Origin of the sequence: Flexivirga endophytica (genome assembly GCF_014640635.1) — a bacterium.
In the GTDB taxonomy this organism is placed as follows: domain Bacteria; phylum Actinomycetota; class Actinomycetes; order Actinomycetales; family Dermatophilaceae; genus Flexivirga; species Flexivirga endophytica.
This window is the reverse complement of record NZ_BMHI01000002.1, coordinates 550,572-576,803: the sequence shown is the minus strand read 5'-3', so window position 1 is coordinate 576,803 and position 26,232 is coordinate 550,572. Positions and strand designations below refer to the sequence as shown.

25 protein-coding genes are annotated in these 26,232 nt (G+C 66.7%); 12 read left to right on the top strand and 13 right to left on the bottom strand.

Annotation, left to right across the window (positions count from 1 at the left end; genetic code table 11):
* Positions 1-9: 9 nt before the first annotated feature.
* Together IEX71_RS07680 and IEX71_RS07675 are read right to left on the bottom strand one after the other, a co-directional pair.
* Positions 10-1,458 (bottom strand): MFS transporter, encoded by a 1,449-nt coding sequence (locus tag IEX71_RS07680; RefSeq protein WP_188836368.1) that lies wholly within the window; start codon positions 1,456-1,458, stop codon positions 10-12.
* 34 nt (positions 1,459-1,492) lie between these two features.
* Complete coding sequence (locus IEX71_RS07675) at positions 1,493-2,743, bottom strand: M20 metallopeptidase family protein (protein ID WP_188836367.1); 1,251 nt, start codon at positions 2,741-2,743, stop codon at positions 1,493-1,495.
* Positions 2,744-2,871: 128 nt separating this feature from the next.
* Here IEX71_RS07675 and IEX71_RS07670 point away from each other — a divergent pair, with 128 nt between their 5' ends.
* Entirely contained in the window at positions 2,872-3,900 is a 1,029-nt protein-coding gene (locus IEX71_RS07670; protein WP_188836366.1) for an Lrp/AsnC family transcriptional regulator, read from the top strand.
* A 6-nt stretch (positions 3,901-3,906) separates the two neighbouring features.
* Here the strand turns inward: IEX71_RS07670 and IEX71_RS07665 are convergent, their stop codons facing one another.
* On the bottom strand, positions 3,907-4,563 hold the full coding sequence (locus IEX71_RS07665; RefSeq protein ID WP_188836365.1) for a TetR/AcrR family transcriptional regulator: 657 nt from the start codon (positions 4,561-4,563) through the stop codon (positions 3,907-3,909).
* Between the two features lie 123 nt (positions 4,564-4,686).
* Between IEX71_RS07665 and IEX71_RS07660 the strand changes: the two genes are divergently transcribed.
* From IEX71_RS07660 to cuyB, 6 genes are all read left to right on the top strand, one after another.
* Entirely contained in the window at positions 4,687-6,891 is a 2,205-nt protein-coding gene (locus tag IEX71_RS07660; protein ID WP_188836364.1) for an MMPL family transporter, read from the top strand.
* A 116-nt stretch (positions 6,892-7,007) separates the two neighbouring features.
* Positions 7,008-8,441, top strand: coding sequence for a DUF2786 domain-containing protein (locus IEX71_RS07655; RefSeq protein WP_188836363.1), 1,434 nt, complete (start codon positions 7,008-7,010; stop codon positions 8,439-8,441).
* A 116-nt stretch (positions 8,442-8,557) separates the two neighbouring features.
* A complete protein-coding gene (locus IEX71_RS07650; RefSeq protein ID WP_188836362.1) occupies positions 8,558-9,475 on the top strand; it encodes a phospholipid scramblase-related protein in 918 nt (305 codons plus the stop codon).
* 5 nt (positions 9,476-9,480) lie between these two features.
* Positions 9,481-10,209, top strand: coding sequence for a type 1 glutamine amidotransferase (locus IEX71_RS07645; RefSeq protein ID WP_188836361.1), 729 nt, complete (start codon positions 9,481-9,483; stop codon positions 10,207-10,209).
* Between the two features lie 148 nt (positions 10,210-10,357).
* Positions 10,358-11,365: a D-cysteate sulfo-lyase gene (gene cuyA, locus IEX71_RS07640; RefSeq protein WP_188836360.1), complete on the top strand. Its 1,008-nt coding sequence runs from the start codon at positions 10,358-10,360 to the stop codon at positions 11,363-11,365.
* Complete coding sequence (gene cuyB, locus IEX71_RS07635; RefSeq protein WP_229749558.1) at positions 11,355-12,140, top strand: cysteate racemase; 786 nt, start codon at positions 11,355-11,357, stop codon at positions 12,138-12,140. Before cuyA ends, cuyB begins: the two co-directional genes overlap by 11 nt.
* A 6-nt stretch (positions 12,141-12,146) precedes the next feature.
* Here the strand turns inward: cuyB and IEX71_RS07630 are convergent, their stop codons facing one another.
* The 7 genes from IEX71_RS07630 to IEX71_RS07600 form a co-directional block, all read right to left on the bottom strand.
* The gene (locus IEX71_RS07630; protein WP_188836359.1) at positions 12,147-13,031 is read right to left on the bottom strand and encodes a LysR family transcriptional regulator; all 885 of its coding nucleotides are present in this window, start codon (positions 13,029-13,031) and stop codon (positions 12,147-12,149) included.
* An 84-nt stretch (positions 13,032-13,115) separates the two neighbouring features.
* Positions 13,116-13,958, bottom strand: coding sequence for a M55 family metallopeptidase (locus IEX71_RS07625; RefSeq protein WP_188836358.1), 843 nt, complete (start codon positions 13,956-13,958; stop codon positions 13,116-13,118).
* A 48-nt stretch (positions 13,959-14,006) separates the two neighbouring features.
* A complete protein-coding gene (locus IEX71_RS07620) occupies positions 14,007-15,014 on the bottom strand; it encodes an ABC transporter ATP-binding protein (protein WP_188836357.1) in 1,008 nt (335 codons plus the stop codon).
* On the bottom strand, positions 15,011-16,042 hold the full coding sequence (locus tag IEX71_RS07615) for an ABC transporter ATP-binding protein (RefSeq protein ID WP_229749557.1): 1,032 nt from the start codon (positions 16,040-16,042) through the stop codon (positions 15,011-15,013). The genes IEX71_RS07620 and IEX71_RS07615 overlap by 4 nt, the downstream gene beginning before the upstream one ends.
* A 2-nt stretch (positions 16,043-16,044) precedes the next feature.
* The gene (locus IEX71_RS07610; RefSeq protein WP_188836355.1) at positions 16,045-16,935 is read right to left on the bottom strand and encodes an ABC transporter permease; all 891 of its coding nucleotides are present in this window, start codon (positions 16,933-16,935) and stop codon (positions 16,045-16,047) included.
* Positions 16,932-17,891: an ABC transporter permease gene (locus IEX71_RS07605; protein ID WP_188836354.1), complete on the bottom strand. Its 960-nt coding sequence runs from the start codon at positions 17,889-17,891 to the stop codon at positions 16,932-16,934. The genes IEX71_RS07610 and IEX71_RS07605 overlap by 4 nt, the downstream gene beginning before the upstream one ends.
* A gap of 37 nt (positions 17,892-17,928) precedes the next feature.
* A complete protein-coding gene (locus IEX71_RS07600; protein WP_188836353.1) occupies positions 17,929-19,491 on the bottom strand; it encodes an ABC transporter substrate-binding protein in 1,563 nt (520 codons plus the stop codon).
* 199 nt (positions 19,492-19,690) lie between these two features.
* Between IEX71_RS07600 and IEX71_RS07595 the strand changes: the two genes are divergently transcribed.
* On the top strand, positions 19,691-20,425 hold the full coding sequence (locus IEX71_RS07595; RefSeq protein ID WP_188836352.1) for a helix-turn-helix transcriptional regulator: 735 nt from the start codon (positions 19,691-19,693) through the stop codon (positions 20,423-20,425).
* Positions 20,422-21,600, top strand: a complete 1,179-nt coding sequence (locus tag IEX71_RS07590; protein ID WP_229749556.1) for a MalY/PatB family protein — start codon at positions 20,422-20,424, stop codon at positions 21,598-21,600. Before IEX71_RS07595 ends, IEX71_RS07590 begins: the two co-directional genes overlap by 4 nt.
* 27 nt (positions 21,601-21,627) lie before the next feature.
* Here IEX71_RS07590 and IEX71_RS07585 read toward each other — a convergent pair whose 3' ends face one another.
* Entirely contained in the window at positions 21,628-22,044 is a 417-nt protein-coding gene (locus tag IEX71_RS07585; protein ID WP_188836351.1) for a hypothetical protein, read from the bottom strand.
* 110 nt (positions 22,045-22,154) lie between these two features.
* Between IEX71_RS07585 and IEX71_RS07580 the strand changes: the two genes are divergently transcribed.
* On the top strand, positions 22,155-23,018 hold the full coding sequence (locus IEX71_RS07580; RefSeq protein ID WP_188836350.1) for a transporter substrate-binding domain-containing protein: 864 nt from the start codon (positions 22,155-22,157) through the stop codon (positions 23,016-23,018).
* An 18-nt stretch (positions 23,019-23,036) separates the two neighbouring features.
* Here the strand turns inward: IEX71_RS07580 and IEX71_RS07575 are convergent, their stop codons facing one another.
* Both IEX71_RS07575 and IEX71_RS07570 read right to left on the bottom strand, forming a co-directional pair.
* Positions 23,037-23,870 (bottom strand): DUF899 family protein, encoded by an 834-nt coding sequence (locus tag IEX71_RS07575; protein WP_188836349.1) that lies wholly within the window; start codon positions 23,868-23,870, stop codon positions 23,037-23,039.
* Positions 23,867-24,544 (bottom strand): Sua5/YciO/YrdC/YwlC family protein, encoded by a 678-nt coding sequence (locus IEX71_RS07570; protein WP_188836348.1) that lies wholly within the window; start codon positions 24,542-24,544, stop codon positions 23,867-23,869. The genes IEX71_RS07575 and IEX71_RS07570 overlap by 4 nt, the downstream gene beginning before the upstream one ends.
* Positions 24,545-24,640: 96 nt before the next feature.
* Here IEX71_RS07570 and IEX71_RS07565 point away from each other — a divergent pair, with 96 nt between their 5' ends.
* Together IEX71_RS07565 and IEX71_RS07560 are read left to right on the top strand one after the other, a co-directional pair.
* Positions 24,641-25,594: a LysR family transcriptional regulator gene (locus IEX71_RS07565; RefSeq protein WP_188836347.1), complete on the top strand. Its 954-nt coding sequence runs from the start codon at positions 24,641-24,643 to the stop codon at positions 25,592-25,594.
* A gap of 63 nt (positions 25,595-25,657) precedes the next feature.
* Positions 25,658-26,230, top strand: a complete 573-nt coding sequence (locus tag IEX71_RS07560) for a hypothetical protein (protein WP_188836346.1) — start codon at positions 25,658-25,660, stop codon at positions 26,228-26,230.
* The last annotated feature ends 2 nt before the right edge of the window (positions 26,231-26,232 follow it).

The following is a 26,232-nucleotide window of genomic DNA, read 5'->3' as shown; positions in this document are numbered from 1 at the left end:
GAGTCACCTTCAGCCAGCCGTCGGGGCCTTCTTGGCACGACCACTGATCACGAAGCCGATCGCGACCACCGCTGCAATGGCACAGGATCCGCCCATCACCAGCCAGCTCATCCGGTAGCCGTGCTCGGTCGCCAGCCCGTGGACCTTGGAAGCGTTCGCCGAGAGTATGGCGCCCAACACTGCCGAGCCGACCGCCGGACCGAGGCTGATCGACAACTCGTAGATGCCCTCCCCCATCGAGACTTCCCACTCACGCAGACCGCCGACGACCAGTGTGCGGGTCGAGCTCTCGATGAAGCCCATTCCACCGACAGCGATCGCGGTGAGCACGACGACGACGCCCAAGCTGTTGTGCCAGAAGACCAGACCCAGGTAGCCGACGGCCGCCATCACGGCGCCGATCATCATCACGGTCCGGAAGCCGATCCGGTTGCCCAGCCAGGCCGTCGACAGGACTCCGAGGAACATCGCAAAGAAGGTGACCGCGAGCCAGATGCTGATCCCGAACGGCGACAGGCTCAGGCCGTAGCCGAGAACCTTGCTCGGCGCAGCCATGAAGGTCGACCCGACGACCTGACCACCGAGAACCGCCAGGTACGTGCAGAATCCGACTATGTAGATCGGCACGAAGTGCGGCTTGAAGAGCCAGCGCAGATCGGCCAGCGGCTGGTCGATGCGCAATTCCACCATCGTCCAGGCGATGAGTATGGCGATACCGAGCACGAGACTGCCGAGCACTCTGCCCGATGTCCATCCCCAGTCCGAGCCCTCGGAGATCCCGAGCAGCAGGAACGCGAATCCGGCGCCCAGCATGAGCGCACCCACCCAGTCGACACGCAGGTCGGTGCGACGTTCGACCTTCTCGCCACGCACCAGCAACAGGCCCGCGAGTGCGACGATGGTGCCGACCGCCGGGAGCCACAGGGCCCACGTCGGCCCGTCGGTGTAGCGAGTGATGAATCCGACTGCCACCAAACCGAATACGACACCGAAGATCAGGATCGAGGTCAGGTAACTGATCGCACGTTTCGTGTCGTCGTCGCCGTATCGATCACGCACCAGGCCGAACATCAACGGCAGGTATGCCGGGAACATGCCCTGCAGCACACGGCCCATCACCAGCACCGAGAAACTCGGAGCCACCGCGATCAGCACCGATCCCGTTGCAACGACAGCGACTTGGATCCGCAGTATCTTCCGATGCCCGTAGACGTCACCGAGCTTGCAGAAGACGGGCGTCGAGATCGCGCTGGCGAGCGTGAAGCCGGTCAACGACCAGGAGAGGGTGCCGATGCCGACACCGAATTTCTCTGCCAGCGAGGCGTACACAGGCGAGAAGTAGATCTGCAGGACACCACTGAAGAGCTCGACCAACACCAGCGGTCCGAGGAAGACCGCCAGTGGCTGCCGGGTCACAGGACGTGGTTTCGAGGTCGGTGCATCAAGTGCTTGAGTCATGACGCTTTCCTGACTTGTCAGCTCGGAGAAGGGATTACGCGGTCGCGACCGCGTCGGCAGTGCGAGGTGTCGTGGACTCGGCCGCGAGCGAGGCGAGGCGAGTGGTGGCGAGCTCGGCATACAGTGCGGCACCGTCGGCGAGCACGCCGTCGTCGAAGATCGCTTGCGGGGAGTGGTTGAACGCAGCAGCCTTCGGATCGGCGCCAGGGGTGACGGCACCGAGACCGATGAACGTGCCAGGGACACGATCGAGCACGTGCGAGAAGTCTTCCGACCCCGAGACAGGTGTCGCCAGGCGAGTCATCCGCTCCTCGCCGAGCAGCCCGCGAATCACCTGCTCGGCGCGTTCGGTCTCGCTGAGATCCGTGACCGTGCGCGGGTATTCGGTGCGGTACGCGACCTCGACCTCGAGCCCGTGGGCCGACGCAATACCTTGCAACAGGCGAGGAATGGACCGCTGCAGTTGCGCGCGGTTCTCCTCGGAGAAGGTACGCACGGTCGCCTCGAAGCGGGCGCTGTCGGGTATGACGTTGCGCTTGGTGCCGGCTTGCAGCACGCCGACTGTGAGCACCGCCGGGTCGAACATGTCCAGTTGCCGCGTGACCATGACCTGCAGTGCGGTGACCATCTCCGCCGCCGTGGTGACCGGGTCCTTGGCGTGGTGCGGTGCAGAGCCGTGCCCTCCGGCGCCGTGGACAACGACCTCCAGTCCGTCGGAGGCACTCATCATGACGCCGGGCTTGGTGAGCAGTTGACCGTGCGGCGCCATACCGGAGAACACGTGCATCGCGTATGCCGCATCGACCGTGCGACCGGCGGCCTCGAGGACGCCCTCGCGCAACATGACCGATGCTCCGTCGCACCCTTCCTCGCCGGGTTGGAACATCAACACGACATCGCCGGGCAACTGGTCGACGCGGTCGGCGAGCAGCCGCGCTGCACCGGTCAGCATGGACGTGTGCAGGTCGTGGCCGCACGCGTGCATCGCCCCATCGACCCGTGAGGTGAAGTCGACCCCGGTCTGCTCCTGGACCGGAAGCGCATCCATGTCGGCGCGCAGCAACACGGCGGGGCGCTCGGCACCAGGTGCCCCACCACGCCCGCGCAACACCGCCGTCACCGAGGTCGTCTCCCGGCCGGTGCTGATCTCCAGTGGCAACGCGTCGAGCTCGCGCAGCACCTTCTCCTGCGTGCGGGGTAGTTCCAGTCCGATCTCCGGCTCCTGGTGGAGGGCATGCCGGAAACGGATCAGCTCGACGCTCAGGTCGTGGGGCTGCAGTGGCATCGGATCTCCTCATCGGTTGCGAACGGGCGATGTCGATTCTGAGGTGACCCGCATCACAGACGCTCAAATCCCTGAAACCGGTCAGTAGCCTCGGCCTGCATCCAGTTTTCATGCTTCAATCCCGTGGTATGGCGAGTGATCATGATCTTCCCAGCGAGGAAGATCTCGCGCTGATCAACGCACTCCAGATCGCACCTCGCGCCCGCTGGTCCGATCTGGCGCACGTGCTGGACGCACACCCGACCTCGCTGGCCAGCAGGTGGGAGCGGCTCAACACCGCCGGGATCGCGTGGATCACCGGGCACCTCGTCGGGGACCCGCAGGAGATGTCGCTCTCCTTCCTCGAGGTGGACTGCGACATGCGCCGTCGGGAGGCGATCTCGGCTGCCCTGACCGAGGTGCCGCAGATTGCGACGGTGGAGCACTCCGCGAGCGACCGCACCCTGTTGCTGACGGTGTTGACCGCGTCGTTCCAAGAGTTGAGCGAGATCGTCATCGAGCAACTCACGGCACTCCCAGGCGTGCTCGGCTACCGCGCGGCCATGTCCACCCGGCTGCATCAGGGCGGTTACGCGTGGCGCCTGGGGGTGCTCAACGCCGATCAACGGGCACAGGTCCAACTCCTGGCGCACCCGACCGGCGGACCCGCGTCCCACCTACCACCGAGCCACCTCGCCCTGCTCCCGCAGCTCGCGACGAACGGAAGGGTGACGGCCGCCGAGATGGCGCGGAAACTGCACCGCACCCCGGCGACGGTGCAGCGTCAGCTCAACAAGGTGATCACGGCCAATGTCTTGTCGTTCCGGTGCGAGATCGCTCAGCGCTACAGCGGATTCCCCATCAGCTGTCAATGGTCTGCGCGCGTGCCTGCGGATGCGCACGACAGCGCGGCACGAGCCCTTGCCGCGATGCCACAGGTGCGGCTCGCTGCATCGACCACCGGCGAAGCCAACTTCGTGATCATCATGTGGCTACGTTCCGTCGCCGAGGTGATGGACGTGGAACTTGCTCTGACACAACGGATTCCGGGGATCGAGCTACTGCGCAACACCATCATCCTGCGTGCGACGAAACGCGTCGGGTGGCTGCTCAATCCGGACACCACCAGTCAGGGACCTGCGCGGCATCCGCCGGCGGTCACCGACTTCGCGCGCTGACGTCGGTCAGCCGTCCACCGGCTTCAGCTTTGCCAGCGAGTCGAAGACCCGCTCGACGATGTCGGCCGGGAACGGGTAGTTCGGGGTCGCGACGCGCAGGTGAGCGAGCCCGTGTATGCCGACCCAGACCGCGGCTGAATCCGCAACAGGGTCCGTGCTGGCGACGTCTCCCGACGCGACGCAGTCGCTCATCGCGTCGATGAGGACCTGCATGGTGCCGGCGCCCAGGGTGAGCATCTCGTCGTGCGTCAACGAAACGGCCTCCAGGTCCGGCACCCAGAGGCCGCCGAACATGGTGCGGTAGCGACCCGGGTATTCCTGCGCGTAATCCAGGTACGCATGACAGATCGCCAGCAGGCGGTCACGCGGTGCGTCCCCGGCCGCGGCGACCGCGGCCAGCAGCGCTTCTTTCAGGCGGCCGAACTCCTGCGCCACGACGGCGAACATGATCGCCGGCTGATCGGCGAAGTGCGGGTAGATCGACGGCGCGGCGATGCCGACACGGCGGGCGACGGACCGCAGCGTGATGGTGCGCTCGTCGCCGGACTCGTCCAGCAACTCGGTCGCCGCCCGGACGATCTCGTCACGCAACCGGCCCCCTTCGCCGCGCGGATTGCGCCTGCGCCCGCGCGCGGACGTCGTCTTCTCAGCCGGTGCGTTCATGGCCGTCACCTTACAGCGGGAAGCTTACGCAGATGAAATCTTCGCTTCGTATGTTTACGCGCGTTAGATGATGTGCTAGAACAGTTGTTACCTTACATGCGTAACTCTACGGGAGAGCCCCTCATGAACACTTCCTTCGGTCGCCGACTGGTCGACTCCGCACGCGTTGTGCTGATCCTGTCCGCGCTGGCGACGATCGCCGCCGCAGTCTTCGGGCTCAGCGTCTTCGCCAACCTCGGGACGCAGGGTTACGCCAACCCGGCGTCCGACTCGGCCCGCGCCACCGCACTCGTGGATCAGGAGTTCGGCGGGAGCCCGGACCTGGTCTTCCTCGTGCACGCGAAGACCGGCACGGTCGACGCACCCGCGGCGACGGCGTCCGGCAAGAAGCTCGCCCACGAGCTCGCGGACGACCCGTCACTGACGGACGTCACGTCATACTTCGACACCCACGCGCCGACGCTGCACTCCCGGGACGGCACGGACGCGCTGATCCTCGCCCAGGTCGACGGCCCGGACTCCACCCGGGACGACCGGATCAACACCATCCTCGACAAGTACAACGACAGCAGCGACGGCGTCACGTCGGTGCTGGTCGGCGGCCCGGACGGCACCGACATCGGACGCCAGACCACCGCGGACGTCGCACTCGCCGAGAGCATCGCAATCCCGCTGGTGCTGATCCTGCTGGTGCTGGTCTTCGGGTCCGCCGTCGCAGCACTCCTGCCCCTGCTGGTGGCGCTGGTCTCGATCATCGGCTCGTTCGCCATACTCAACGGGATCACGCAGTTCACCGACGTCAGCATCTTCGCCATCAACATGGTCACCGCGCTCGGGCTCGGCCTCGGCGTCGACTACGCGCTGCTGTTCGTGAGCCGCTACCGCGAAGAGTTGAAAACCGGTGCAGCGCCACGTGATGCGGTCCTGACAACGCTCGGCACCGCCGGGCGCACGATCGCCTTCAGTGCGGTCACCGTGCTGGCCGCACTGTCCGCGATGCTGGTGTTCCCGCCGTACTTCCTGAAGTCCTTCGCGTATGCCGGCATTGCCGTGGTCGCCGTTGCCGCGTTCGCGGCGCTCGTCATACTTCCGTGCGCGCTGGTCCTGCTCGGAGCCAAGGTCAACTCCGGCAAGGTGCCGTGGATCGGCAAGGAACGCGCGGCGGCCGGCCCATCGCGCTGGGGGCGGCTGACCCAGGGCGTCATGCGTCGGCCGCTGCTGGTCCTGGTGCCGACGCTCGTCGTGCTCGGCGTCATCGCCGCACCGCTGGTGGGCATCACCTCCGGCAACCCCGACGACCGGGTCCTGTCGTCGTCGGCGCCCGCACACCGGGTCGGCGACGCGCTCCGCACCGGCTTCAGCAGCGACGCGTCGTCGGCCGTGGACGTCGTCGTCACCGACACCGACTCCCCTGCTGACGTCCAAGGGCTCGCCCAGCGGGTCAGTCGGATCGACGGCGTCTCGCGGGTCGACACCGCGACCGGCTCCTGGGACTCCGGACGATCCGCCGCAGCGGCACCGGGCTCCGACCGGTTTAGCCGGCCCGATGCGCAACGCATGACGGCCACGATCACGATGGATCCGGCCTCGGAAGCCGCGAAGGACGTGGTGCAGCAGATCCGGTCGATCCGCGCACCGGCCGGCAGTGAAGTCCTCGTCGCCGGCCCGACCGCGGTGCTGATCGACAACACCGCCGCGATCACGGACAACCTCTGGCTCGCAGCGTTGATCATCGTCGTCATCACGATGATCCTGTTGTTCCTCTTCACCGGCAGCATCGTGCATCCGATCCGCGCGATCCTGAGCAACGTCGTCACGTTGAGCGCCACGTTCGGCGTCATGGTCTGGATGTTCCAGGACGGTCATCTCGCGTCGGTGTTCGGCTTCACGCCGACCCCGGTCAACTACTCGATGCTGGTGCTCAGCGCCTGCGTCGCATTCGGGTTGAGCATGGACTACGAGGTCTTCCTGCTCGGTCGCATCAAGGAGGCCCGTGACGCGGGAGCGTCGTCCGATGCCGCCGTCGTGACCGGTGTGTCCAAGACGGGCCGGATCATCACCTCGTGCGCGGCGCTGCTCGCGGTGAGCTTCTTCGCCTTCGCGACCGGCAACGTCAGTCTGATCCAGATGTTCGGGCTTGCAACGGGTTTGGCGATCCTGATCGATGCGACCATCGTGCGGATCGTCCTGGTGCCGGCAGTCATGAAATTGCTGGGTGACCGTGCCTGGTACGCACCGCCGGCGCTGCGCCGCCTGCACAACAGGTTCGGGATCAGCGAGGGCGCCACTGTCGACGCCGAGCCTCGGCCCGTGCCTGTCAACGCCTGACCCACCGTGTCGATCGGGTCCGGCCGCGGCGACATACGCCGTGGTCGGGCCCCTGTCGGTGGTTCGTGCGAGGCTGATTTTCAGTCGGACACGCGATCGGTATTTGGGGGAACGCAATGGGAGTGCACAATCAACAACGCCGCGCCGCCAAGGCCAAGGAACGCCGCCGGCGTCGGACGTCATCGGCACACGAGAGCGGAGGCAGCGTCTTCGGGTCATGGCCCGATCCGGGACTGCTACACACCGGCGACGGCGAGCCGCCGATGACCGAGGGCGAGCACAACGCGCACGACCTGACCGACGCGATCGTCATGCTGTCCGCGCTCAACAAACCGCGCGCGGAGATCTCAATACGACGGCTGATCGCCCGGTGTGTCACACCTGCTCAGCAGGCGGCGGTCACGCGCCGGCTGAGCCAGGTGCTCGTGGCTCGCATCGCTGACGCCTGGTCGGGAGGCTGGCGCCCACTCGACCTGCACAACTTCGTCGGCCGCGAGCTCGACAGTGCCGCCCAGGCGATCGCGGGCGACGCCATGGCGACCCAGCTCGCGACGTATGCCGCCACGACGCTCGCCGAGTCATGGCCGCAGCAGCTGCGCACCATCGAGGCCAGTCGTTGGTGGCCGAGCAACCAGGACCTGCTCACCGCCCGCTCCGACGCGGACGGCTTCGAACCCACACTGCGTAAAGCACTCGCGGTCGTGGCACTGCTGTCGATGCTCCCGGTGATCGAACGCCTCGATCCCCTCCCGGGCACCGCGCAGCCGCGTCGGCCGGGTCGCGACCGCACCGACGTCGACCCACGCCTGCTCGAGCGCGTGCGCCGGCTGCTGGCCCAGGCCGAGTCGACTCCTTATGAAGCCGAGGCCGACACGTTCACCGCTGCGGCCCAGTCCCTCATGACCAGGCACAGCCTCGACGCCGCGATGCTCGCCGCATCGGACGAGCGGCGCACCGACGCAGCGACCCCGACGCGCGTCTGGGTGGAGCGACCCTACGAGCAGGAGAAGGTGCGACTGCTCCACGCCGTCGCCGACGCCAACCGATGCCGCACGGTCTGGAGCTCGGGCCTCGGCTTCGCGACCGTCGTCGGACACACGGCCGACCTCGCGGCGGTCGAGGCGATCTTCACCTCGCTGCTGTTGCAGGCCACCCGCGCGATGGTCGGCGAAGGGCGCCGGGGAGGCGGCTCGTCCGGGTCCCGCACTCGCAGCTTCCGCCGGTCGTTCCTCACCGCGTATGCCGCGCGCATCGGCGACCGCCTACGTGCGGCGACCGACGCCGAGACGGAGTCCGCGATCGACGAGCACGAGATCGTCGCAGATCCGGGCGCTTGCGGCGGCCGCTCGCGGGCGCTGGTTCGCGTCCTCGCCGAGCGATCTGCCGAGGTCGATGCCAAGGTCGACGAGCTGTTCCCGGTGCTCGTCTCCAAGCCGGCCCAGTTCACTCCCGACCCGCGCGGCTGGGAAGCCGGCAGGAGGGCGGCCGACTCGGCGAGCCTGTCCCGTGCCACGTCCTCGTTGCCCCGCCGGTGCGCGGGAGACGAGTGACCGCCGGTTCGGTCGCGCATGGAACCTGGACAACGGGGTCGCCCTCCAATCGCCGGCGGGGGCAACTCCGACCAACCGACCTCGTCACCCATCGCACCAATGACAGGATGTTCCCCATGACGACGAACCCACCCGCTGCTTGGCATCCGGACCCCGCCGGCTCCAACCGACTGCGCTGGTGGGATGGCCAGCAGTGGACCGAGCACTACCAGCCGATGCCTGCGCCGCAGCAGCAACAACCGCCCCAGCAGCCGGGCTCGACCTACCCGCAGCAGGGCCAGCAGGCCGGCTACCCGCAGCAGCAGGCCCAGCAGCCGAACGGGCCCCAACAGGGCCAGCCGCAGTCCGCGCGCGGCGAATACTCCAATTTGACCCAGGGGTATGGCGACCAGAGTTTCGGTGGTGCCGTCAACGGACCCGTCGGGCACACGGTGGCGGGCGACCGCAACGTCTTCACCGAGTCCACCATCGTGGTCAGTCAGAAGCGGAAGCTGATCGAGCTGACCAATGAATACATGGTCTACGGCCAGGATGGCGCCGAGATCGGTGCCGTGGTCCAGGTCGGGCAGAGCGCCGCGAAGAAGGCGCTGCGTTTCGTCAGCAACGTCGACCAGTTCCTGACCCACCGCCTCGAGATCCGCGACACGCACGGCAGGCCGCTGCTGCTGCTGACCCGCCCGGGGAAGGTCTTCAAGTCGACCATCATCGTCGAGCAGCCCGGTGGCGGCGAGATCGGTCGACTCGTCCAGCAGAACGTCTTCGGCAAGATCCGTTTCGGCCTGCAGGTCGGCGGCAAGGACGTCGGCACCCTCAACGCGGAGAACTGGCGCGCCTGGAACTTCGCACTGCTGGACGCGGACGGCGTCGAGGTCGGTCGCATCACCAAGACCTGGGAAGGTCTACTCACCACGATGTTCACCACTGCCGACAACTACGTCGTGCACATCCGTCCCGACCTGCCGGATCCGTTGCGGTCATTGGCGATTGCGGCCGCACTGACCGTTGACACCGCCCTGAAGCAGGACGACCGCTGAGCACCGTGCCCACTGTGCTGGTCATCCAGCCCGGTGACGACGACCCGCTCGGCAGGTTCGACGGCTGGCTTGAGGATCGTGGCGTCGCCATACAGACGATCCGGCCGTATGACGACGATGCCGTGCCCGACCAGTTGACGACGGACGGCCTGATCGTGCTCGGCGGCGACATGAGTTCCAATGACGACGCGTCATACCCCTGGCTGGAGGACATTCGCGTGCTGTTGCGCGACGCCGCCCGCCAGGAGGCGCCGACACTCGGGATCTGCCTGGGTGGGCAATTGCTCGCGCAGGCACTCGGCGGCAGCGTCGTCCGCGGCGGCACCGGCGTGGAGGCCGGGCTCGTCACCGCGAGCGCGACCGATGAAGCGCCGAATGACCTGCTGTTCAACGGAATCGGGCCGGACTACCCGGTGGCCTCCATGCACGGCGACGTGATCGAGGCCCTGCCCGAGGGTGCAGTTCTGCTCGGCACGGGGGCGACCTATCCGCACCAGGCGTTCCGTGCGGCACCGAACGCCTGGGGTGTGCAGTTCCACCCGGAGATCTCGCCGGCGACGTATGCCGAGTGGGCCGGCGCTTTTCACAGCACTGACGCCGACGAGCGGACGCGTGTCGCGCGCGGCATCGACGACCTCGCGGCGGCAGACCCGGCGGTGCTCGAGACCTCGGCGCTGCTCGCCGAGCGCTTCGCCGGCCTGGTCACTGACCGGAGCAGCCAAGCCGGGGCGTGAACCCGGCCGCCGTGCGCGTGACCCACTCGAGTGACGGAAGTATGCGTCACATGCATGAGTGCGTCGGACTGGGCATTGGACGTATGCGTTCCGCTGCCGTTTGCTGGAGACACGAAGTCGTCGACGCTCGGTAAGGAAGAGATCCCACATGGTTCAGCTCGCACGATTCCCACGACATTCGCTCGGCCACTTCCCCACGCCGCTCGAGCGGATGGAGCGGGTCGAGGAGCATCTCCGCAAGCGGTTCCCGCAGGTGCCCAACCTCTGGATCAAGCGCGACGACTGCACGGGTCTGGCGACCGGGGGCAACAAGACCCGCAAGCTGGAGTTCCTGGTCGGCGACGCCCTCGAGCGCGGCGCCGACACGTTGATCACTCCGGGCGCGGTGCAGTCCAACCACACCCGTCAGACGGCGGCCGCAGCAGCCGCCGTCGGCATGGACTGCAAGCTCGTTCTCGAGCGCCGGCAGGTACGGGACGAGGACTACGAGCAATCGGGCAATGTTCTCCTGGAGAAGATCCTCGGTGCGCAGATCATCGACCGCTTGCCTGCAGGAGCGGATCTCGCAGGCGCCATGGACGAGATCGCCGACGCCGTCGAGCGGGACGGTGGCAACCCCTATGTGATCCCAGGCGGCGGGTCCAACCCGGTCGGCGCACTCGGGTATGTCGCCTGCGCCGAAGAGCTCGAATCTGCTGATATCGCTGTCGATTGGGTGGTCCACACCACCGGGAGCTGCGGGACCCAGGCGGGTCTGGTTGCCGGGTTCGCCGCTTTCCACAGCCGGGCGAAGGTGCTCGGCATCTCCAATCGGCGCGACGAGACCGCGCAGCTCGACGCGGTGAAATCACTGACGGTGCAGACGGCCGCACATCTCGGCACGAGTGACACCATCGACGATGGCGACATACGCGTCGACGACCGGTGGGTCGGTGGCGGCTACGGCGTGCCGACCGACGAGATGCTCTCCGCCATACATCTGCTGGCCAGACTCGAGGGCATAGTGCTCGACCCCGTCTACACCGGTAAGGGCTTCGCCGGCCTGCTCGGCAACATCGCTGCAGGTACGTTCGCCGAGGACGAGAATGTCGTCTTCCTCCACACTGGTGGCGTGGCGGGGCTCTTCGGCTACCGGTCGGTGTTCGATGGCGACTGACACGGCCGTGATGGCCGCGGACCGGAACGAGGAGAGCATGACGGTGTCGGCTCAGCAGTCGGACCAGCACGGCGGGCGGCCACTCGTCGGCATACTCGGTGGCATGGGCCCGGCGGCGACGGCCGACTTCTATCGCAAGCTGATCGAGCGCACGCCTGCGACTCGTGACCAGGACCATCTGCGTGTGGTCATCTGGGCCGACCCGACGGTGCCGGGCCGCGCACGGGGCGGCCGCGGCGCCGACCCCTATCCGGCGCTGCTCGAAGGGGCCCAGAACCTGCGCACTCTTGGAGCATCCATGGTCGCGATGCCGTGCAACTCGGCGCATGCCTACCTGGACCGGCTCGTGCAGGACACCGGGTTGCATTTTGTCGACATGGTGCGCGAGACGACCCGTTGGGTGGCGGATCTGGATCCGCCGGAGAACGATGCCGTCGGCGTCCTCGGTGCCCGACAGTTGATCCGCAGCGGCCTTTACCAGCAAGGCCTGGCCGAGCACGGGATCGAGACCGTGGTGGCCGACGGTGAGGAACAGGCGGCGCTGGATCTGGCGATCCGATATGTGAAGGGCGGCTACTTCGGCGCCGCCTCCCGGCTGGCCACTGACGTCGCGAACGCCTTCGTCGACCGAGGCCTCACCCGGATCCTGTTGGCGTGCACCGAGCTACCCATCGCAATGAGCGCCACCCTTGCGACAGGCGACCCACGCTTCGTCGACCCCACGGATGTGCTGGCACGCGCTGTCGTTCGCCAGTGCTGTCCCGCTCGCCAGTAGATCGCCCTAGTGCCGGGCACCCTCCCAAACCAGGGCTGCCTGCGAACTCAGGTGATGCCGACGCCTGCGATACAGGCGGATCTCCAGCGCTGCCGTCCACGACGGGTCTCCGATCCTGCAGATGGCGCCCGCCGCCTCGGCGGGTGCCGCGGCCAGGCCGGGCAGCCAACCGACGCCCATGCCGGCCACCACGAGACCGGCTAGGGCAGCGGTGAGATCCGATTGCGCCACTGGACGCAGCTGCAGGGGCAGGCTCCCGATGACGTTCTCGGTGACGCGCCCCAGGAACGCACCCGGCCCGTGCGTCACAAACGGCGCCGGCGCCCCCTCTGTCCCCGGGAGGCTGAAGGCGGGTGCCCCCTCAGAGGTCTTCGCGTATGGCGCGATCCGGTCCTCGGCGACGGCGATCCATTCGAGATCGCCCTGGTCCACTCCCATCGGATGTGCCGGATCGGCATACGCCAGAACCAGATCGCAGCCGCCGTGCAACAACGCGTCGAACGCCTCGAGGGTGTTTGACGGCAGCAACGTACAGGTGACATCCCCGCCGGTGACACCGGTCCACCAGGTCGCGAAGTAGTACATGGCGAGGGTGTGACTGACCGAGATGCGCACCGCGTTGCGCGGACTGAGCTGCCGGCCACGAACGTCGTCACGCAACTCCGCCAACCCGGCGACCGAGCTGCGCGCGAACGAGGCGACATCCGTGCCGACACGTGTCAGGGTGACCGGAAACGTCGTTCGGTCGACCAGGTCCGCGCCGAACCATTGCTCCAGTGAACGGATTCGGCGGCTGAACGCCGGTTGGCTGACGTGTTGTGCTTCGGCTGCTCGAGTGAAACTGCCGTGCTCGACCAGTGCCAGCAGGCTCTCGAGCCAGGCGGTGTCCATCACAACGCTCCTCGTCGCCGACGATGCCACAGGCTATCCCGGCGACGTCCGGACCGCGGGGCGAACGAGCACGCCTGCGCGACGTCAGACGCCGCTCACCGCGGCGACCAGTTGGTTCACGGCCATGAAGGACTCGTAGATCTCGAGCAGACTCTCGCTGTCACTCTCGATCCGGACGGACCGTTCCCCCGTGCGCGACACCCCACGTGCGAGCGCCGCCCAGCGGGCCTGGTCGGCCTGCCGCACCTCCAGATCCAAGCGCGCGGGTTGGCCGATCGGCGGCACCGACGGCCAGCCTGCCGCCACCCGTTGCATCGCGGTCCGTGCACCGAGCCGGATCTGTCGGCACGACTCCGCGGGGTGCAGGTTGTTGGCACAGAAACGCGTGATGCTCTCCTTGGTCACCACCCGCTCCGCCTCGGGTGCGAAGGGCCGGGTGTCTTCCTGCGTGGCGACATCACCGGTGACCAGCACGATCGGGACCCCGTGGTGCTGCGCGACGAGTGCGTTGATTCCGCTCTCCCCGACGAGCTCACCGTTCAACCGAGCAGCCGTGTAGACCTCGGGATTGTAGGAATGACTGAGCACGGATGCCCTCCCGGAGATCGCACCGTGGTACGCCACGAAGAAGATGGCGTCGAAGCGGTCGTCCAGGCCCTCCATCATGTGCAGTGGCTTGTGCCGACCGGCGATGTAGCGTGCGCCGCCACTGATCGCCCTCGGGTCGAGGTTCGACATCCTTCCGTGCGAGTCATTGAGCACGACCTCGGTCGCCCCGCCCTCGAGCGCGCCGTCGATAGCCGCGTTGACCTCGTCCTGCAGCAACGCACGGCCAAGTGCGTATGGCGCCCCACTGCCGACGCGGCACTGGTCCCAATCGACGATGCCGGCGACGCCTTCCATGTCGAACGAAATCCAAACTCTCATGCGGTGCTCCCTGTTGCTGATGTGCTGGCGGACGTATGTGTATGGCGCTCAGGGCGATTCGGGCAGATCGCTCGCCCGCAGGCAGGCGCTGAGATGTACCCGTCCGGCGCTTTCGGACAACGGTCGGAGCGACGGATCGAGCTCGCGGCACTGCGCTTCGGCGAACGGACATCGCGGGTGGTAGCGACACCCTGTGGGCAGGTCGTACGGGCTGGGTGGCTCGCCTTCCGGGACAAGGTCCGCAGCACCCGACGTGTCACCCATCCGCGGAATCGACGCGATCAGCGCACGTGTGTAGGGATGCCGAGGGTTGGCAAAGATCTCGTCGGTCCCGGCGACCTCGACGATCCGCCCGAGGTACATGACGGCGACGCGCTGACACAGGTGCTGCACCACCGCGAGGTTGTGTGCAATGAACAGGATCGTGAGTCCCAACTCGTCACGCAACGAGGCGAACAGCTCCAGGATGGTGGCCTGCACCGAGACGTCCAGTGCCGACACCGGCTCGTCGGCGATGAGCACGTCGGGACGGACAGCCAGCGCTCGGGCGATGGCGATGCGCTGTCGTTGGCCGCCCGAGAACTGGCCGGGGTAGGCGTCCAATGCGTCCTCGTCGAGCCCCACCAGGGACACCAGGCGGAGGCACTCCTTGCGCACCTCGCTGCGCGGGACGATGTCGTGCACCCGCAACAACTCCGAGAGCATCGCCCGCACCGTCAGTCGCGGGTTGAGCGACGAGTACGGGTCCTGGAAGACCATCTGGATCCGCCGGGACAACTCCTTGTCCCGCCTTGCCGGTATGGCGCTCCCGTCCTGGACGACCTGCCCACGAGTCGCCGGGAGGCTTCCGACGAGGATGTTGGCCAAGGTCGACTTGCCGGAGCCCGATTCGCCGACGAGCGCGAGGATCTCGCCCCGTCTCAGCTCGAGGTCGACGCCGTCCAGCGCCGTCAACAGGGTGCGCTGCTGCTGGCGGAAGAGCCGCTGCAGCAGGGGCGCACTCACGTCATACGTCTTGGCGACGTCGTCGACCTCGAGGACTGGTGCGTCCGTCATGCCGATATCTCCGATCCGCTCGCTTCGGCCCGGAAACAGGCGACCGTCCGGTGATCCGTTGATGTGGTGAGAATCGGTGCTGCCGAGTCACATTCAGCGACTGCACGCGAGCAGCGCGGCGCGAAGGCGCACCCTGGCGGACGGTTCGCGATGCTCGGCGGAAGTCCGGGGATCGGCACCAGCGCGCGACCGGGCTGGTCGAAGTCGGGTGCGGAGTCGAGCAAGCCGCGCGTGTAGGGGTGTCGTGGGTTCGCCAGCACCTCGCTCGTGCGACCTGACTCGACGATCCGGCCGGCATACATGACCGCGAGATCGGAACAGGTCTTGTTCACCACCGCGAGGTCGTGGGTGACGAAGACCAGTGCGGCGCCCACTTCCGCACACAACGATTCGAGCATGTCGAGCACCTGGTGCTGCACCGTGACGTCGAGTGCGGTCGTCGGCTCGTCGCACAGCAGCAGCTTGGGCCGGCACGCGAGCGCCATCGCGATCATCACTCGCTGCCGAAGGCCTCCGGACAGCTCGTGCGGGTAGGCACGGACCCGCCGCACCGGGTCGGGGATGCCGGTGTGACCCATCATCTCCAATGCGAGCGCGCGGCCCTCCTTCTTGCTCAGGCCCAGATGCCGCCGGGGCCCCTCGGCGATCTGATCGCCCACAGGGCGAACGGGATTCAGCGCCGTCATCGGCTCCTGGAAGATCATCGCGATCTCCGGACCCATCAGGCCACGGCGCACTGACGGCTTCGCGGTCACCAGATCGGTGCCGCGATAGCGGATGCTCCCCGAGAGGACCTCCGTGCCGCCGGGCAACAGGCCGGCGATGGCACGCAACGTCATCGACTTGCCGGAGCCGGACTCGCCCACGATGCCGAACCGCGTCCTCGGGTCGACGTCGAACGAGACCCCGTCGACGATCGTCGTCTCTGTCCTGCCGCGTCGCAGTCCGACCCGCAGGTCGTTGATCTCGAGCAGCAACGTCCGGTCGCTCGGATCCGGTTCGAGGACATGCAGATCCGTCTCGGTCATGATCATCGCCTTTGCTCGGGACTCATCAGGTCTGCCAGTCCGTCTCCGAGCCACGACACCCCGAGGCTCGTGACCACCACGACAAGGCCGGGAATCGTTGCTTGTAACCAGTGAGTGGTGAGGAACTCCTGGCCGTCGAGGATCATGCTTCCCCACTCCGCGGTCGGCGGCGTGACACCGATCCCGAGATAGCCCAGGGTGACGATCGCCAGGATGTCCATGACGATGTCGCTCATCGCATAGATGACCGCTTGGGACAACACGTTCGGGGTGATGTGGCGGAAGAGGATCCGCCGGTCGGACAGCCCGCCGAGCCGCGCACCGGTGACGTAGTCGTGCTCCTTGACCACGAGCACCTCGCCGCGCACGATCTTGGCGTAGGCGACCCAGGACACGATCGCGATCGCCAGGTAGATGCTGGTCTCGCCCGCGCCGAGCACGAAGACCAAGGTGATCACCATGACCAGGAACGGGAACGCGAAGAACACGTCCACGACGCGCATCACGACGGCGTCGAACCAACCGCCGAAGTAGCCGGCGAGCGCACCGATGACCGACCCGATCACGAACGGGATGAGGACGGCGAGGAAGCCGATCCGCAGGTCGACGCGAGCGCCCCAGATGAGTCGAGACAGCACGTCGCGGCCGTAACGATCGGTGCCCAGCCAGTGAGCCGAACTGGGATCCTGCAAGGCGTCCGGCAGGTTCTGCTTGATCGGGTCGTATGGCGCGAGCACCGGCGCCAGCACCGCCACGAGGACCAGTGCACCGACGACGACGATGCCGGCCATCAGCGACGGGTTCCGGTACCACGCCCGCAGGGAGCGCGCCGACCGACGCCTCGCCCGGCGGCGCCCTACGAACCGCGACTTGACCTCCGCCGCGGCGGTCATACCCGAACTCCCGTCCCAAGGCTGACTCGCGGATCCATCACGACGTACAGGACGTCGGTCAAGATGCTGGCGACCGTCACGAGCAAGGCGACCACGAGGGTGACCGCTTGGATGCTCGGGAAGTCACGAGCGTAGATCGCGTCGAGCATCACCGACCCCAGGCCGGGTATGGCGAAGACCTTCTCGATGACGATGGAGCCGCCCACCAGGTTGGCCAGGTGGACGCCGACGATCGACACCGTGGGGATCCCCGAATTGCGCAGGACGTGCCGGCGGAAGAGTGGTAGCCCGGACAGCCCCTTGGAGCGCGCGGTGGCCACGTAGTCCGATCCGAGCACCGTGATCGTCGAAGACCGAAGGCTACGAATCGTCGTGGGAGACAATGCAATTGCGAGCGTGAGGGCTGGCAGCAGCAGGTAGTACAAGTGCTGCAACGGCGTGTCGCCATAACCTCCGACGGGGAACCATCGCAGACGAACTCCGAACAGCAGGATCAGCATGATGCCGACCCAGAATTGCGGCATGCCCTGACCGACCATGTTCAAGGCCCGGACTATCAGGTCGGGAGTCCTGTTCGGCTTCATGGCGGCCAGTCCCGCGAGCGGGACACTGATGACGATGTTGAGCAGCAACGCCAGCGCGACCAGTGTCAGAGTGACGGGCACGGCCTGCAGGACGACGTCGGTCACCGGTCGTTGGTAGGTGAAGCTGGTGCCGAGGTCTCCGTGCACGATGTTGCTCAGAAAGTGCACGTATTGCTGCCAGATCGGCTGGTCCAGCCCGAGCTGATCGCGCAGTGCGGACACGCTCTCCGGGGTCGCCTTGTCGCCCAGGATGGCCAGCGCCGGATCGCCCGGCAGCAGATGCGACATGAAGAAGACGATGAGTGTCACGCCGAGGACCACGGGGACCGCCTGCACCAGGCGGGCCGGGACGAAGATCAGGCGATGCAACACGGGTGTCTCCCTTCCGGTGTGCCGACGTCCATGGCATTCACTTCGCGAGGTAGACGTTCTCGAGGTGGTAGTTGCCCAGCGGCGTTACGTGGAAACCCTTGACCTTGTTGCTGATCGCGTCGCCATACGGCGAGTAGTAGAGGTAGGCGAGGAAGCTGTCCTGACCGGTGAGCCGCTGCAACTTCGCGTAGAGCTGCTCACGCTTGGCCGGATCGCTCTCCTTGCGAGCCTGCTTGTTGAGCGCGATCGCCTGCGGATTGTTGTAGCCGGTGAAGTCCGACTTCGCGCCGCCGGCGGGGTCGACGGCGAACGTCGTCCACTGGTCGGGGTCCGGGATGTCCATCGTCCAGCCGGTCAGCGCCATGTCGTATTTCAGGTTCTGCTGCTGCTGGCGTGCCGTCTGTGCCTCGAGTTGGTTGATCTTCACCTTGATCCCCAGAGGCTTGAGCTCGGACTGGATGATCTGCGCCACTGCGAGCGCCTCGCCGTTGCCCGCTCGCACCAACAGCGATGTCGAGAAGCCGTTGGGCTTGGACGATTTCGACAGCTCCGCCTTCGCCTTCGACAGGTCGTATGACGGTGACGGCGCGTCCTTGTCGTAGTAGGGCGTGCCCGGCGCGAGCAACGAGTTGGCCGGCTTGCCGTGCCCGAAGAGGACTGCCTTGACCAGCGCCTTGCGGTCTATCGCGTGAGCGATTGCCCGCCGAACATGCACGTCCGAGAATGGTTTTCGGGTGAGATTGAAGGCCAGGTTACTGCTCTGGGTGGACTCGAACTTCTTGGCGGTGATGCCCGGTGAGGACTTCAACGAGTCGAAGCTCGACCAGTCGGGAGCCTCGTCGATCTGGATCTGGTTGCCCTGCAGTTGCAACTTGCGAGTGTTGGCGTCGGAGACGACGTTCCACTGCACGCTGTCCAGATAGGGCTTGCCCTGCTGCCAGTACTTCTCGTTCCGGACGAGCTTGAGATGGCGCCCCTTCTTCCATTCGCCCAGGAGGAAGGGACCGGTGCCGACCGGATCCTGGTAGAACTTCTCGGCCGTCCTGCCGCCGTACTGGTCCGGCACGATCTCGTTGCTGAACATCGACAGGACGGAGAGGAACGGCGCGAACTTGTACTTGAGGCTGAATTTCACCGTGTGCGCGTCGACGACCGTGACCTGTTTGATCGGGTCGTTGATGTATCCCCATCCCGTCTCGGCGGTCTTGGTGGACTGATCGATGGAGAACTTCACGTCCTTCGCCGTCAGCGGCGTGCCGTCGGAGAATGTCACCCCGGTCCGTAGCTTGACGGTGTAGACCAGCTTGTCGGCCGACACCGAGTAGCTCTTGGCGAGCCACGGCTCGACACTCTTGCCATCTTCACTGACCATGAAGAGCGGCTCCAGGATCTGCTCGGTCGTGAAGATCGAGAAGTTGTCGTGCACGGTCGTGGTGTTGAAGGTGGTTGCATCAGCGGACCGCGCGATCACGAGGGACCCACCACGCGTCGGCTTGGCACCTCCTTCGCTCGTCGACGTGGCGCCGCTCGCGCATCCGCCGACCAGAGCTGCGCCCGAAAGCACCGCGACCACTGCGCCGAAGCGACGTCGATTGCCCATCTGTTCCTACTTCCTCACGTCACCGCTCGCGGGACGCCTTTAATGCCACGGTTGATCTCTTCAACTCTGTGTTGAACGGAACCGTAGACCTAGAGGCGCAATAGGTCAACGGCTAGTTGAATTATTCTGAGTGTGTCAGGATGGAGGCGTGGATTCACAGCAAGAGCAACCAGCAAAACTTCAACGTGCTGTTGAGTCAGTGCCACATCGCACGGTGGACGGCGAGCGCGTCCTTGGTCTGTTGTGTCAGCTTGTGGAGCCGATCGGCCGGTCCCTTCCCTCGTCGATCGAGGTGGTCCTGCACGACCTGAGTCTGCTGCCCAATTCCATCGTGGCGATCCACGGAGACGTCACGGGTCGCAGCGTCGGAGATCCCGCGACGGATGTGCTGCTGGATCTGATCGCCCGCGAGGACCGGGGCCCTGCGATCGGCTACGTCAGCACGCTTCCCGACGGACGCTCGATCCGCTCGACCACCATGCTCGTGCGCGACGTCTCCGGCCAGCAGGTCGCGGCGCTCTGCCTCAACGCCGACCTGGCTGTCTGGACCTCGGTGCAGGGCATCGTCGACGCGATGCTGGGCAGCGCACAGCAGCAGGTCGAGCGACCCCGGCAGTCGGCCGCCGTCACCGAATGGCGCGAGCTGGACGCGTCCCGGACAGAAGTCTTCGCCAAGAGCGTCGACGAACTGGCCGACCATCTCATCCGAGCCGCACTCGCCCGGCGAGGCGTACCCGTCGAGTTGATGCACAAGCGCCACAAACTCGAGGTGGTCCGCGACTTGCGGGGCCGGGGACTCTTCCACATCAAGGACGCCGTCGACATGGTCGCGACGGCTTTGGACGTGACCCGATACACCGTTTACAACTACCTGAACGAACTCAAGGACGACGAAGCCGGATCCGGGCCCGGCGCAGAGAGCGAGAACCGGTGAACGCACGCATTTCGTTCGACGAGATCACGCCCACGCAGTTGCGCCGCGGCGGCGGCCCGAAGTGGTCGTTGGGCGACGACGTCATCGGCGCCCAGGTGGCCGAGATGGACTTCGGCACCGCACCCAGGGTCACCGACGCACTCCGAGCATCCATCGCTTCCGGACGACTCGGTTACCCCGGCAGCGAACTGCAGGCCTCGACGGCATCGGTCACCGCACGCTGGTACGCGGACTCCTACGGGTGGGCGGTCGCGCCGGAGTACGTCCAGCCGGTCGGAGACGTGATCACGACGCTGAAGGTCGCGATCGAGCACTACTCGACGGCCGGCTCGGCCGTCATCGTGCCGACTCCGACCTACATGAAATTCCTCACCGTGCCGCGCGCCATGGGTCGCCGCATCATCGAGGTGCCGCTACTCGAAGACGGTGGCCGTTATGCCATGGACCTTGAAGCACTGGCCGCCGCGTTCACCGGCGGCGGCGGAATCCTTTTGCTGTGCAACCCGTTCAATCCGACCGGCACGGTCTTCGGCCGAGCCGAACTCCTGGCGATCAGCGAAGTCGTCGCCGAGCACGACGGCCGGGTCTTCGCCGATGAGGTGCACGCGCCACTGGTGTATGACGACGCGCAGCACGTGCCGTACGCGTCGGTCTCCCCCACATCCGCCGAGCACACGGTCACCGGGACCTCCGCGGCGAAGGCCTGGAATCTCGCCGGCCTCAAGTGTGCGCAAGTACTCTTCAGCAACGCGGCGGACGCGGCGCGGTGGCCGGAGATCGCGCCGGTGCACGGACACGGAGCAAGCACACTCGGCCTGGTCGCGACCACTGCGGCGTATGACGAGGGCCGCTCGTGGCTGGACGACGTTCAGCACTACCTCGACGGCAACCGGAAACTTCTCGCCGAACTCGTGGCCGAGCACCTGCCAGGCGTGCGCTACACCCCTCCGGACGGGACCTACGTCGGGTGGCTCGACCTTCGCGCGCTCGATCTCGGTGACGACGTTGCGGAGTTCTTCCGGCACCGCGCCGGCGTTGCCCTGACCGACGGGCGCACCTGCGGTGCCAACGGTCGGGGACACGCTCGGTTGATCTTCGCCACTCCCCGGCCCGTCCTGCGCGAGGTCGTCGAGCGCATGGGCCGAGCGGTGACGAGGTCGACGGACGTGGCCTGAATTCGAGCTCGGCCCGAGCCCGACCTGTCAGGAGGTACCGCTGGCCGACTGCGCCAGGGCGCCGACCGTGGCCAGCGTGAGCAGCGCACCCAGGGCGATCATCACGATGCTGATCACGAGATTCGGTGGCTTCTTGGCCGACAGGTCAGGTTTGCCGCTCATCGGCTGTGGCGCATACGGATTCGGCTGCGGATAGCCGGCACCTTGCACGCCATACGGCGCCGGCGGTTGGTAACCGGCACCTTGCACGCCATACGGCGCCGGCGGTTGGTAACCGGCGGAGGGTCCGTACTGCCGCTGTTTCCGTATTGCGGAGCGTCGCATCAGCCGTCGGGTGCCGAAGACGATCAGCAGGATGCCACCGATCAGAAAGACCGCGAAAGCGCCGAAGTATCCGACGAGTTCGCCCGGTTGCATGGTCGAGATCTCGCTGTCCGCAATCATGCGGTCATGCTCGCACGGACTCTGTGCGCCGACGAAAATGGCGTGTCGCCCAACGAGACCGGCGTCGCCGAACCACCTGCGAGCTCACGCGCTCTGGTAGGCCTTGGGAGATGCTTCGACGCTCACTCCTCGCCGGCGCCGCGTTGGCTATCGCACTGACCTCCTGCAGCAGCGGGTCCGGTCACTCCCCCGGTGCCTCGTCGGACGGCAACCACTCGGCTGGCCGGGCCGCCGATGCACAACCAGCCGTCCGCACATCCCGCTTGGACCGCGTGAAGTCCACCAAGAAGTTGCGGGTCTGCACCACGGGCGACTACCGGCCGTTCACGTATGTCGATCCGAAGACGAAGAAGCGCAGTGGGATCGACGTCGACATGGCCGAGAGTCTCGCGAAATCGCTCGGCGCGCGTATCTCCTGGGTGCCGACATCCTGGAAGGACCTGATGCCGGACTTCCTCGCCGGGTGCGACATCGCGATGGGCGGTGTGTCGATCTCCACCGATCGTGCGCAGCAGGCGTCCTTCACCGATCCGGTGCTGACCGAGGGCAAGACGCCGATCACGTTGTGCAGCAAGGTGTCGAAGTACGACACGGTCGCAGAGATCAACAAGACCGGTGTGCGGGCCATCACGCCCGAGGGCGGCACCAACGAGGCGTTCGCTCGAGCGAACTACCCAAAGGCGAAGATCGTGGTCTGGGGTGACAACAACACGATCTTCGACCAGATCGTCAAGGGCAAGGTCGACGTGATGACGACCGATGCCAGCGAAACGGTCTGGGTCGCCAAGACACACCCGAAACTGTGCGCCGTGCATCCGATGAAGCCCTTCAACTACAGCCAGAAGGCCTACCTGCTGCCACGCGGGGACGATGACTGGCAGGAATATGTCAACACCTGGCTCAACATCGCCAAGCACGACGGCACGTGGACCGCGGCGACGAAGCCGTGGTTCGGGGATACCACGCTCCGCTGAGCGGTGCTCTCGCACCGCTCAGTGGCACGAGTGCGATCCGGGCGCCGACGCCTCCGGCACGCCCAGGTCATCGGATCGCCGGGCTTGTACCCGCGGCCACTGCACGATCGGACGGCCGCCGGGCCACTCCGTCACCGGTGTCCAGTCCGGCGCGCCGTCCTCAGTGCGCGCGTTCGTGCGGTGCTGCGGCCACCCGGTGGGTGAGTCCTCCCACGGCTCCTGCCGTCCGTATGCCGTGAGGTCCATCAACGCGTACGCGTTGTCCAAGACCTCCACACCACGGCGTTTGGTCCAGTAGGTCTCGAACACCCGGTCGCCGTCGCGCAGGTAACAGATCAGGTGGAAGAGACCGGCCTCCCGGTCGCCGAGGAGTGCGTCGAGGGACGGCTGCGCGGAGTACCACTGCAATTCCCATCCCATGAAGTCCCGGTAGGCCAGGCTCGCGTCATACGACTGTTGCGCGTCTGCCGGGCCGCAGGCGACGTTGCGCCCCTGGCAGAAGACGGCATACGTGATGTCCCGAGAGTGCAGCGGCGACAGCTCCCGGATCTGGCTGGTGTAGAAGCTGCACCCTTCGCATTGCTCGGCTGCGGGCCGGCCGGGATTCCACATGAAGTAGTACGCGATCAGCATCCGCCTGCCCTCGAAGGTGTCGCGCAGGGTCAGCGGTCCCTCAGGACCCAACAGCGTCAGCCCCGGATCCACCTCGACCATCGGAAGACGCCGCCGGGCGGCGGCGATCGCGTCGCCCTCGTGGGTGTGTGCCTTCTCGCGTCGTCGGACTTCGTCGAGTCGGCCTTCGAATGTCGCCCGGTCGACGACATCGGGTGCGGGAGTTGGGTTCTCGGTCATGGTGTCGTTCCCTTCGGAGCCGGTCGCAGCCCGACCGTTCTGGCCAGTTCCTTGATGAAGTCGTGCGCCGGCGCTCCGCACACTTGGTCCTGAGCACCGCTGCGGTGCAATGAGATTCGGCCGGTTGCGTCCAGACTCACCATCGTGCTGGACCAACGCGGATCGCTGTCGTCGGTTTCGGTGTCCGCTTCCGCCAGGACGCAGTCCGCGCCGAACATCGCCATGGCCGCTGCCGCGCTCGTCACCGCGGGTTCGCCGGTCACGTTCGCGCTGCTGCCGTAGAGACGAGGGAAGCGCTGCCACAGCCAGTCAAGTGCCGGCCAGTAGCCGTTGAACACAGCGAGCCGGCCGTCCAGCAGTGCGGGTGCCATCCATCGCGGAGGAGGCACGGTGCCACCGACCGGCAGGAGCACCGTCAGCCGCATCCGCAGCAACTGGACCACGGAGCGCAGCGCGCCCGGCGGCAGGTCCACGGCAGGCTCGAGTTCGCGCCACTGGGACCGGTCGTGCACGGAGACCGCAACGTTCTGCTCCGCCGGTCGCCGCTTGAGCTCATTGATCGCGCGCGCCGTGGTCGCCACCACGCCATACGCCATCGGAGCGGGGTTCGCCACGATCACCGCCTGTCCCCCTCCGACTGTGTCGCAGATGCGTGCGCGCGAATCCCCTTCCATACCAACACCGTAGGACGCGCCGTCGACCGATAGGAAAGACTTCTTCCCGATGAATCGAGAGGCGCTCGCTATGGACCCGGCGTAACCTCACGGGTTATGGAGCCCGAGACGCGGCTACTTCGATACTTCCTCGCAGTGGCGGACGAGCTGAACTTCACCAGGGCGGCGAAGCGGCTGCATATCGCCCAACCCACGCTGAGCGCCCAGATCCGACAGCTCGAGTCACAACTGGGCGTGGCGCTGCTGCGGCGCAACACCCGAGCGGTGTCGCTGACCGAGGCCGGCCGAACGCTGGCCGACGAGGGTGCCATGGGACTCGCAGCGATGCAGCACGCGTGGGAGACCGCCCGACAGGTCGGACGCGGGGAGGCCGGCACCCTCCGGCTGGCCTACCCGCTGAGCGCAGCGCGCGACACCGCACCACGACTGATCCATGCCGTGCACGAAACTCACCCGGGCATCTCTGTCACCACCGAGGTGGTGCCGACTCCGACGGTGCTCCGCTCGGTGCGTGACGGTCGCGCCGACGTGGGACTCGCCCGGGAGGCGCGACCGCTGAAAGGCGTGCAGCTCCAACCGTTGCGGCGTGATCCGATCGGGGTTCTGGTCGCCACCACCCATCCGCTCGCCGCGCAGGAGACCGTCGGCCTCGCGGCGGTCGCGAGCCGCCCACTCGCTCTGCACCCGCGCACCGCCAATCCCGCCCATCACGATTTCGTTCTCAGCCTGTTCACCGATCGCGGCCTGCAACCCGAGTTGCTCGAGAGGGACATCGCCTTCGATTTCAACCACGAGTTCATTGCAGACGGTGCCGCCACGGCGCTCATCGGACGGTCTTCCGCGCACGGACTTCCGGCGGGTATCCGATGGATCCCGTTGGACGAATCCGTAACGGTCACAGTGATGCTCGTGCTTCCGATGGTTGATCGGCCCCCGACCTCCCGGACCTTCGAGCAGCTCGCGATCGCTCACGCACGCGAACATCACTGGGTGCACGGAGAGCCCACCGAGTCGCGGCGGGCAACGGAGCCGGGGTCGACCCAGGGTTGATCAGGGACGTCTTCCGGGTGGTCCCCGATGTTCGCCCACGTGCGCCGGGTCGACCCTGGGGGGATGAGCCAATCGCGTTCTCCCACCATCGAATCGACGCGCATACCAGCACTGTGCGTGCCGGCGCTGCTTCTCGCCTATGGGATCCTGCGCTTCGTCGACCGCATCGGCGGCACCGATGAGTCGGGACCGCTCTGGGTCGCCGGGCACCTGTGCTTCCTCGGAGCGATCGTCGGGGTCGCGGTGCTCGACGTGCTGCTGTGGCGGAGCCTCGGACAGAGCCTGGTGACCGACACGGCGGACGTCCTCGGGCTGGCCGGGTCCGCCGCCTTCGTCTGGGTGATCGTCGGTGACATCTCCCCGTCGATCCACTCGGAGCTACCAGTGCCCGGCCCGGTCACGGCGCTCGGCCCGCCGGCCTTCCTGCTCGGCATCTTCATGCTGCTCGGCGTCGCCGCCCTTCGTGCGCAATTTCCCTGGCCCCATTGGATTCTCGTCGTGGTCGGCTTCTCTTGCGTCGCCGCTTCCCTGGCGCTTCTGCCGCTGGCAGCGGTCCTGTTGCTCGTCGGGTTCGAGCCGCTGCGCAGCCACCAGCGACTGATCGGCGAGCGTCCGACGGTCGACCACCGCCGCTGACA

Excerpts from the sequence above, each read along its gene's own strand:
- IEX71_RS07680 (WP_188836368.1), bottom strand. The coding sequence starts at position 1,458 with ATGACTCAAGCACTTGATGCACCGACCTCGAAACCACGTCCTGTGACC.
- IEX71_RS07675 (WP_188836367.1), bottom strand. The coding sequence starts at position 2,743 with ATGCCACTGCAGCCCCACGACCTGAGCGTCGAGCTGATCCGTTTCCGG.
- IEX71_RS07670 (WP_188836366.1), top strand. The coding sequence starts at position 2,872 with ATGGCGAGTGATCATGATCTTCCCAGCGAGGAAGATCTCGCGCTGATC.
- IEX71_RS07665 (WP_188836365.1), bottom strand. The coding sequence starts at position 4,563 with ATGAACGCACCGGCTGAGAAGACGACGTCCGCGCGCGGGCGCAGGCGC.
- IEX71_RS07660 (WP_188836364.1), top strand. The coding sequence starts at position 4,687 with ATGAACACTTCCTTCGGTCGCCGACTGGTCGACTCCGCACGCGTTGTG.
- IEX71_RS07655 (WP_188836363.1), top strand. The coding sequence starts at position 7,008 with ATGGGAGTGCACAATCAACAACGCCGCGCCGCCAAGGCCAAGGAACGC.
- IEX71_RS07650 (WP_188836362.1), top strand. The coding sequence starts at position 8,558 with ATGACGACGAACCCACCCGCTGCTTGGCATCCGGACCCCGCCGGCTCC.
- cuyA (WP_188836360.1), top strand. The coding sequence starts at position 10,358 with ATGGTTCAGCTCGCACGATTCCCACGACATTCGCTCGGCCACTTCCCC.
- cuyB (WP_229749558.1), top strand. The coding sequence starts at position 11,355 with ATGGCGACTGACACGGCCGTGATGGCCGCGGACCGGAACGAGGAGAGC.
- IEX71_RS07630 (WP_188836359.1), bottom strand. The coding sequence starts at position 13,031 with ATGGACACCGCCTGGCTCGAGAGCCTGCTGGCACTGGTCGAGCACGGC.
- IEX71_RS07625 (WP_188836358.1), bottom strand. The coding sequence starts at position 13,958 with ATGAGAGTTTGGATTTCGTTCGACATGGAAGGCGTCGCCGGCATCGTC.
- IEX71_RS07620 (WP_188836357.1), bottom strand. The coding sequence starts at position 15,014 with ATGACGGACGCACCAGTCCTCGAGGTCGACGACGTCGCCAAGACGTAT.
- IEX71_RS07615 (WP_229749557.1), bottom strand. The coding sequence starts at position 16,042 with ATGACCGAGACGGATCTGCATGTCCTCGAACCGGATCCGAGCGACCGG.
- IEX71_RS07610 (WP_188836355.1), bottom strand. The coding sequence starts at position 16,935 with ATGACCGCCGCGGCGGAGGTCAAGTCGCGGTTCGTAGGGCGCCGCCGG.
- IEX71_RS07600 (WP_188836353.1), bottom strand. The coding sequence starts at position 19,491 with ATGGGCAATCGACGTCGCTTCGGCGCAGTGGTCGCGGTGCTTTCGGGC.
- IEX71_RS07585 (WP_188836351.1), bottom strand. The coding sequence starts at position 22,044 with ATGATTGCGGACAGCGAGATCTCGACCATGCAACCGGGCGAACTCGTC.
- IEX71_RS07580 (WP_188836350.1), top strand. The coding sequence starts at position 22,155 with ATGCTTCGACGCTCACTCCTCGCCGGCGCCGCGTTGGCTATCGCACTG.
- IEX71_RS07575 (WP_188836349.1), bottom strand. The coding sequence starts at position 23,870 with ATGACCGAGAACCCAACTCCCGCACCCGATGTCGTCGACCGGGCGACA.
- IEX71_RS07570 (WP_188836348.1), bottom strand. The coding sequence starts at position 24,544 with ATGGAAGGGGATTCGCGCGCACGCATCTGCGACACAGTCGGAGGGGGA.
- IEX71_RS07565 (WP_188836347.1), top strand. The coding sequence starts at position 24,641 with ATGGAGCCCGAGACGCGGCTACTTCGATACTTCCTCGCAGTGGCGGAC.
- IEX71_RS07560 (WP_188836346.1), top strand. The coding sequence starts at position 25,658 with ATGAGCCAATCGCGTTCTCCCACCATCGAATCGACGCGCATACCAGCA.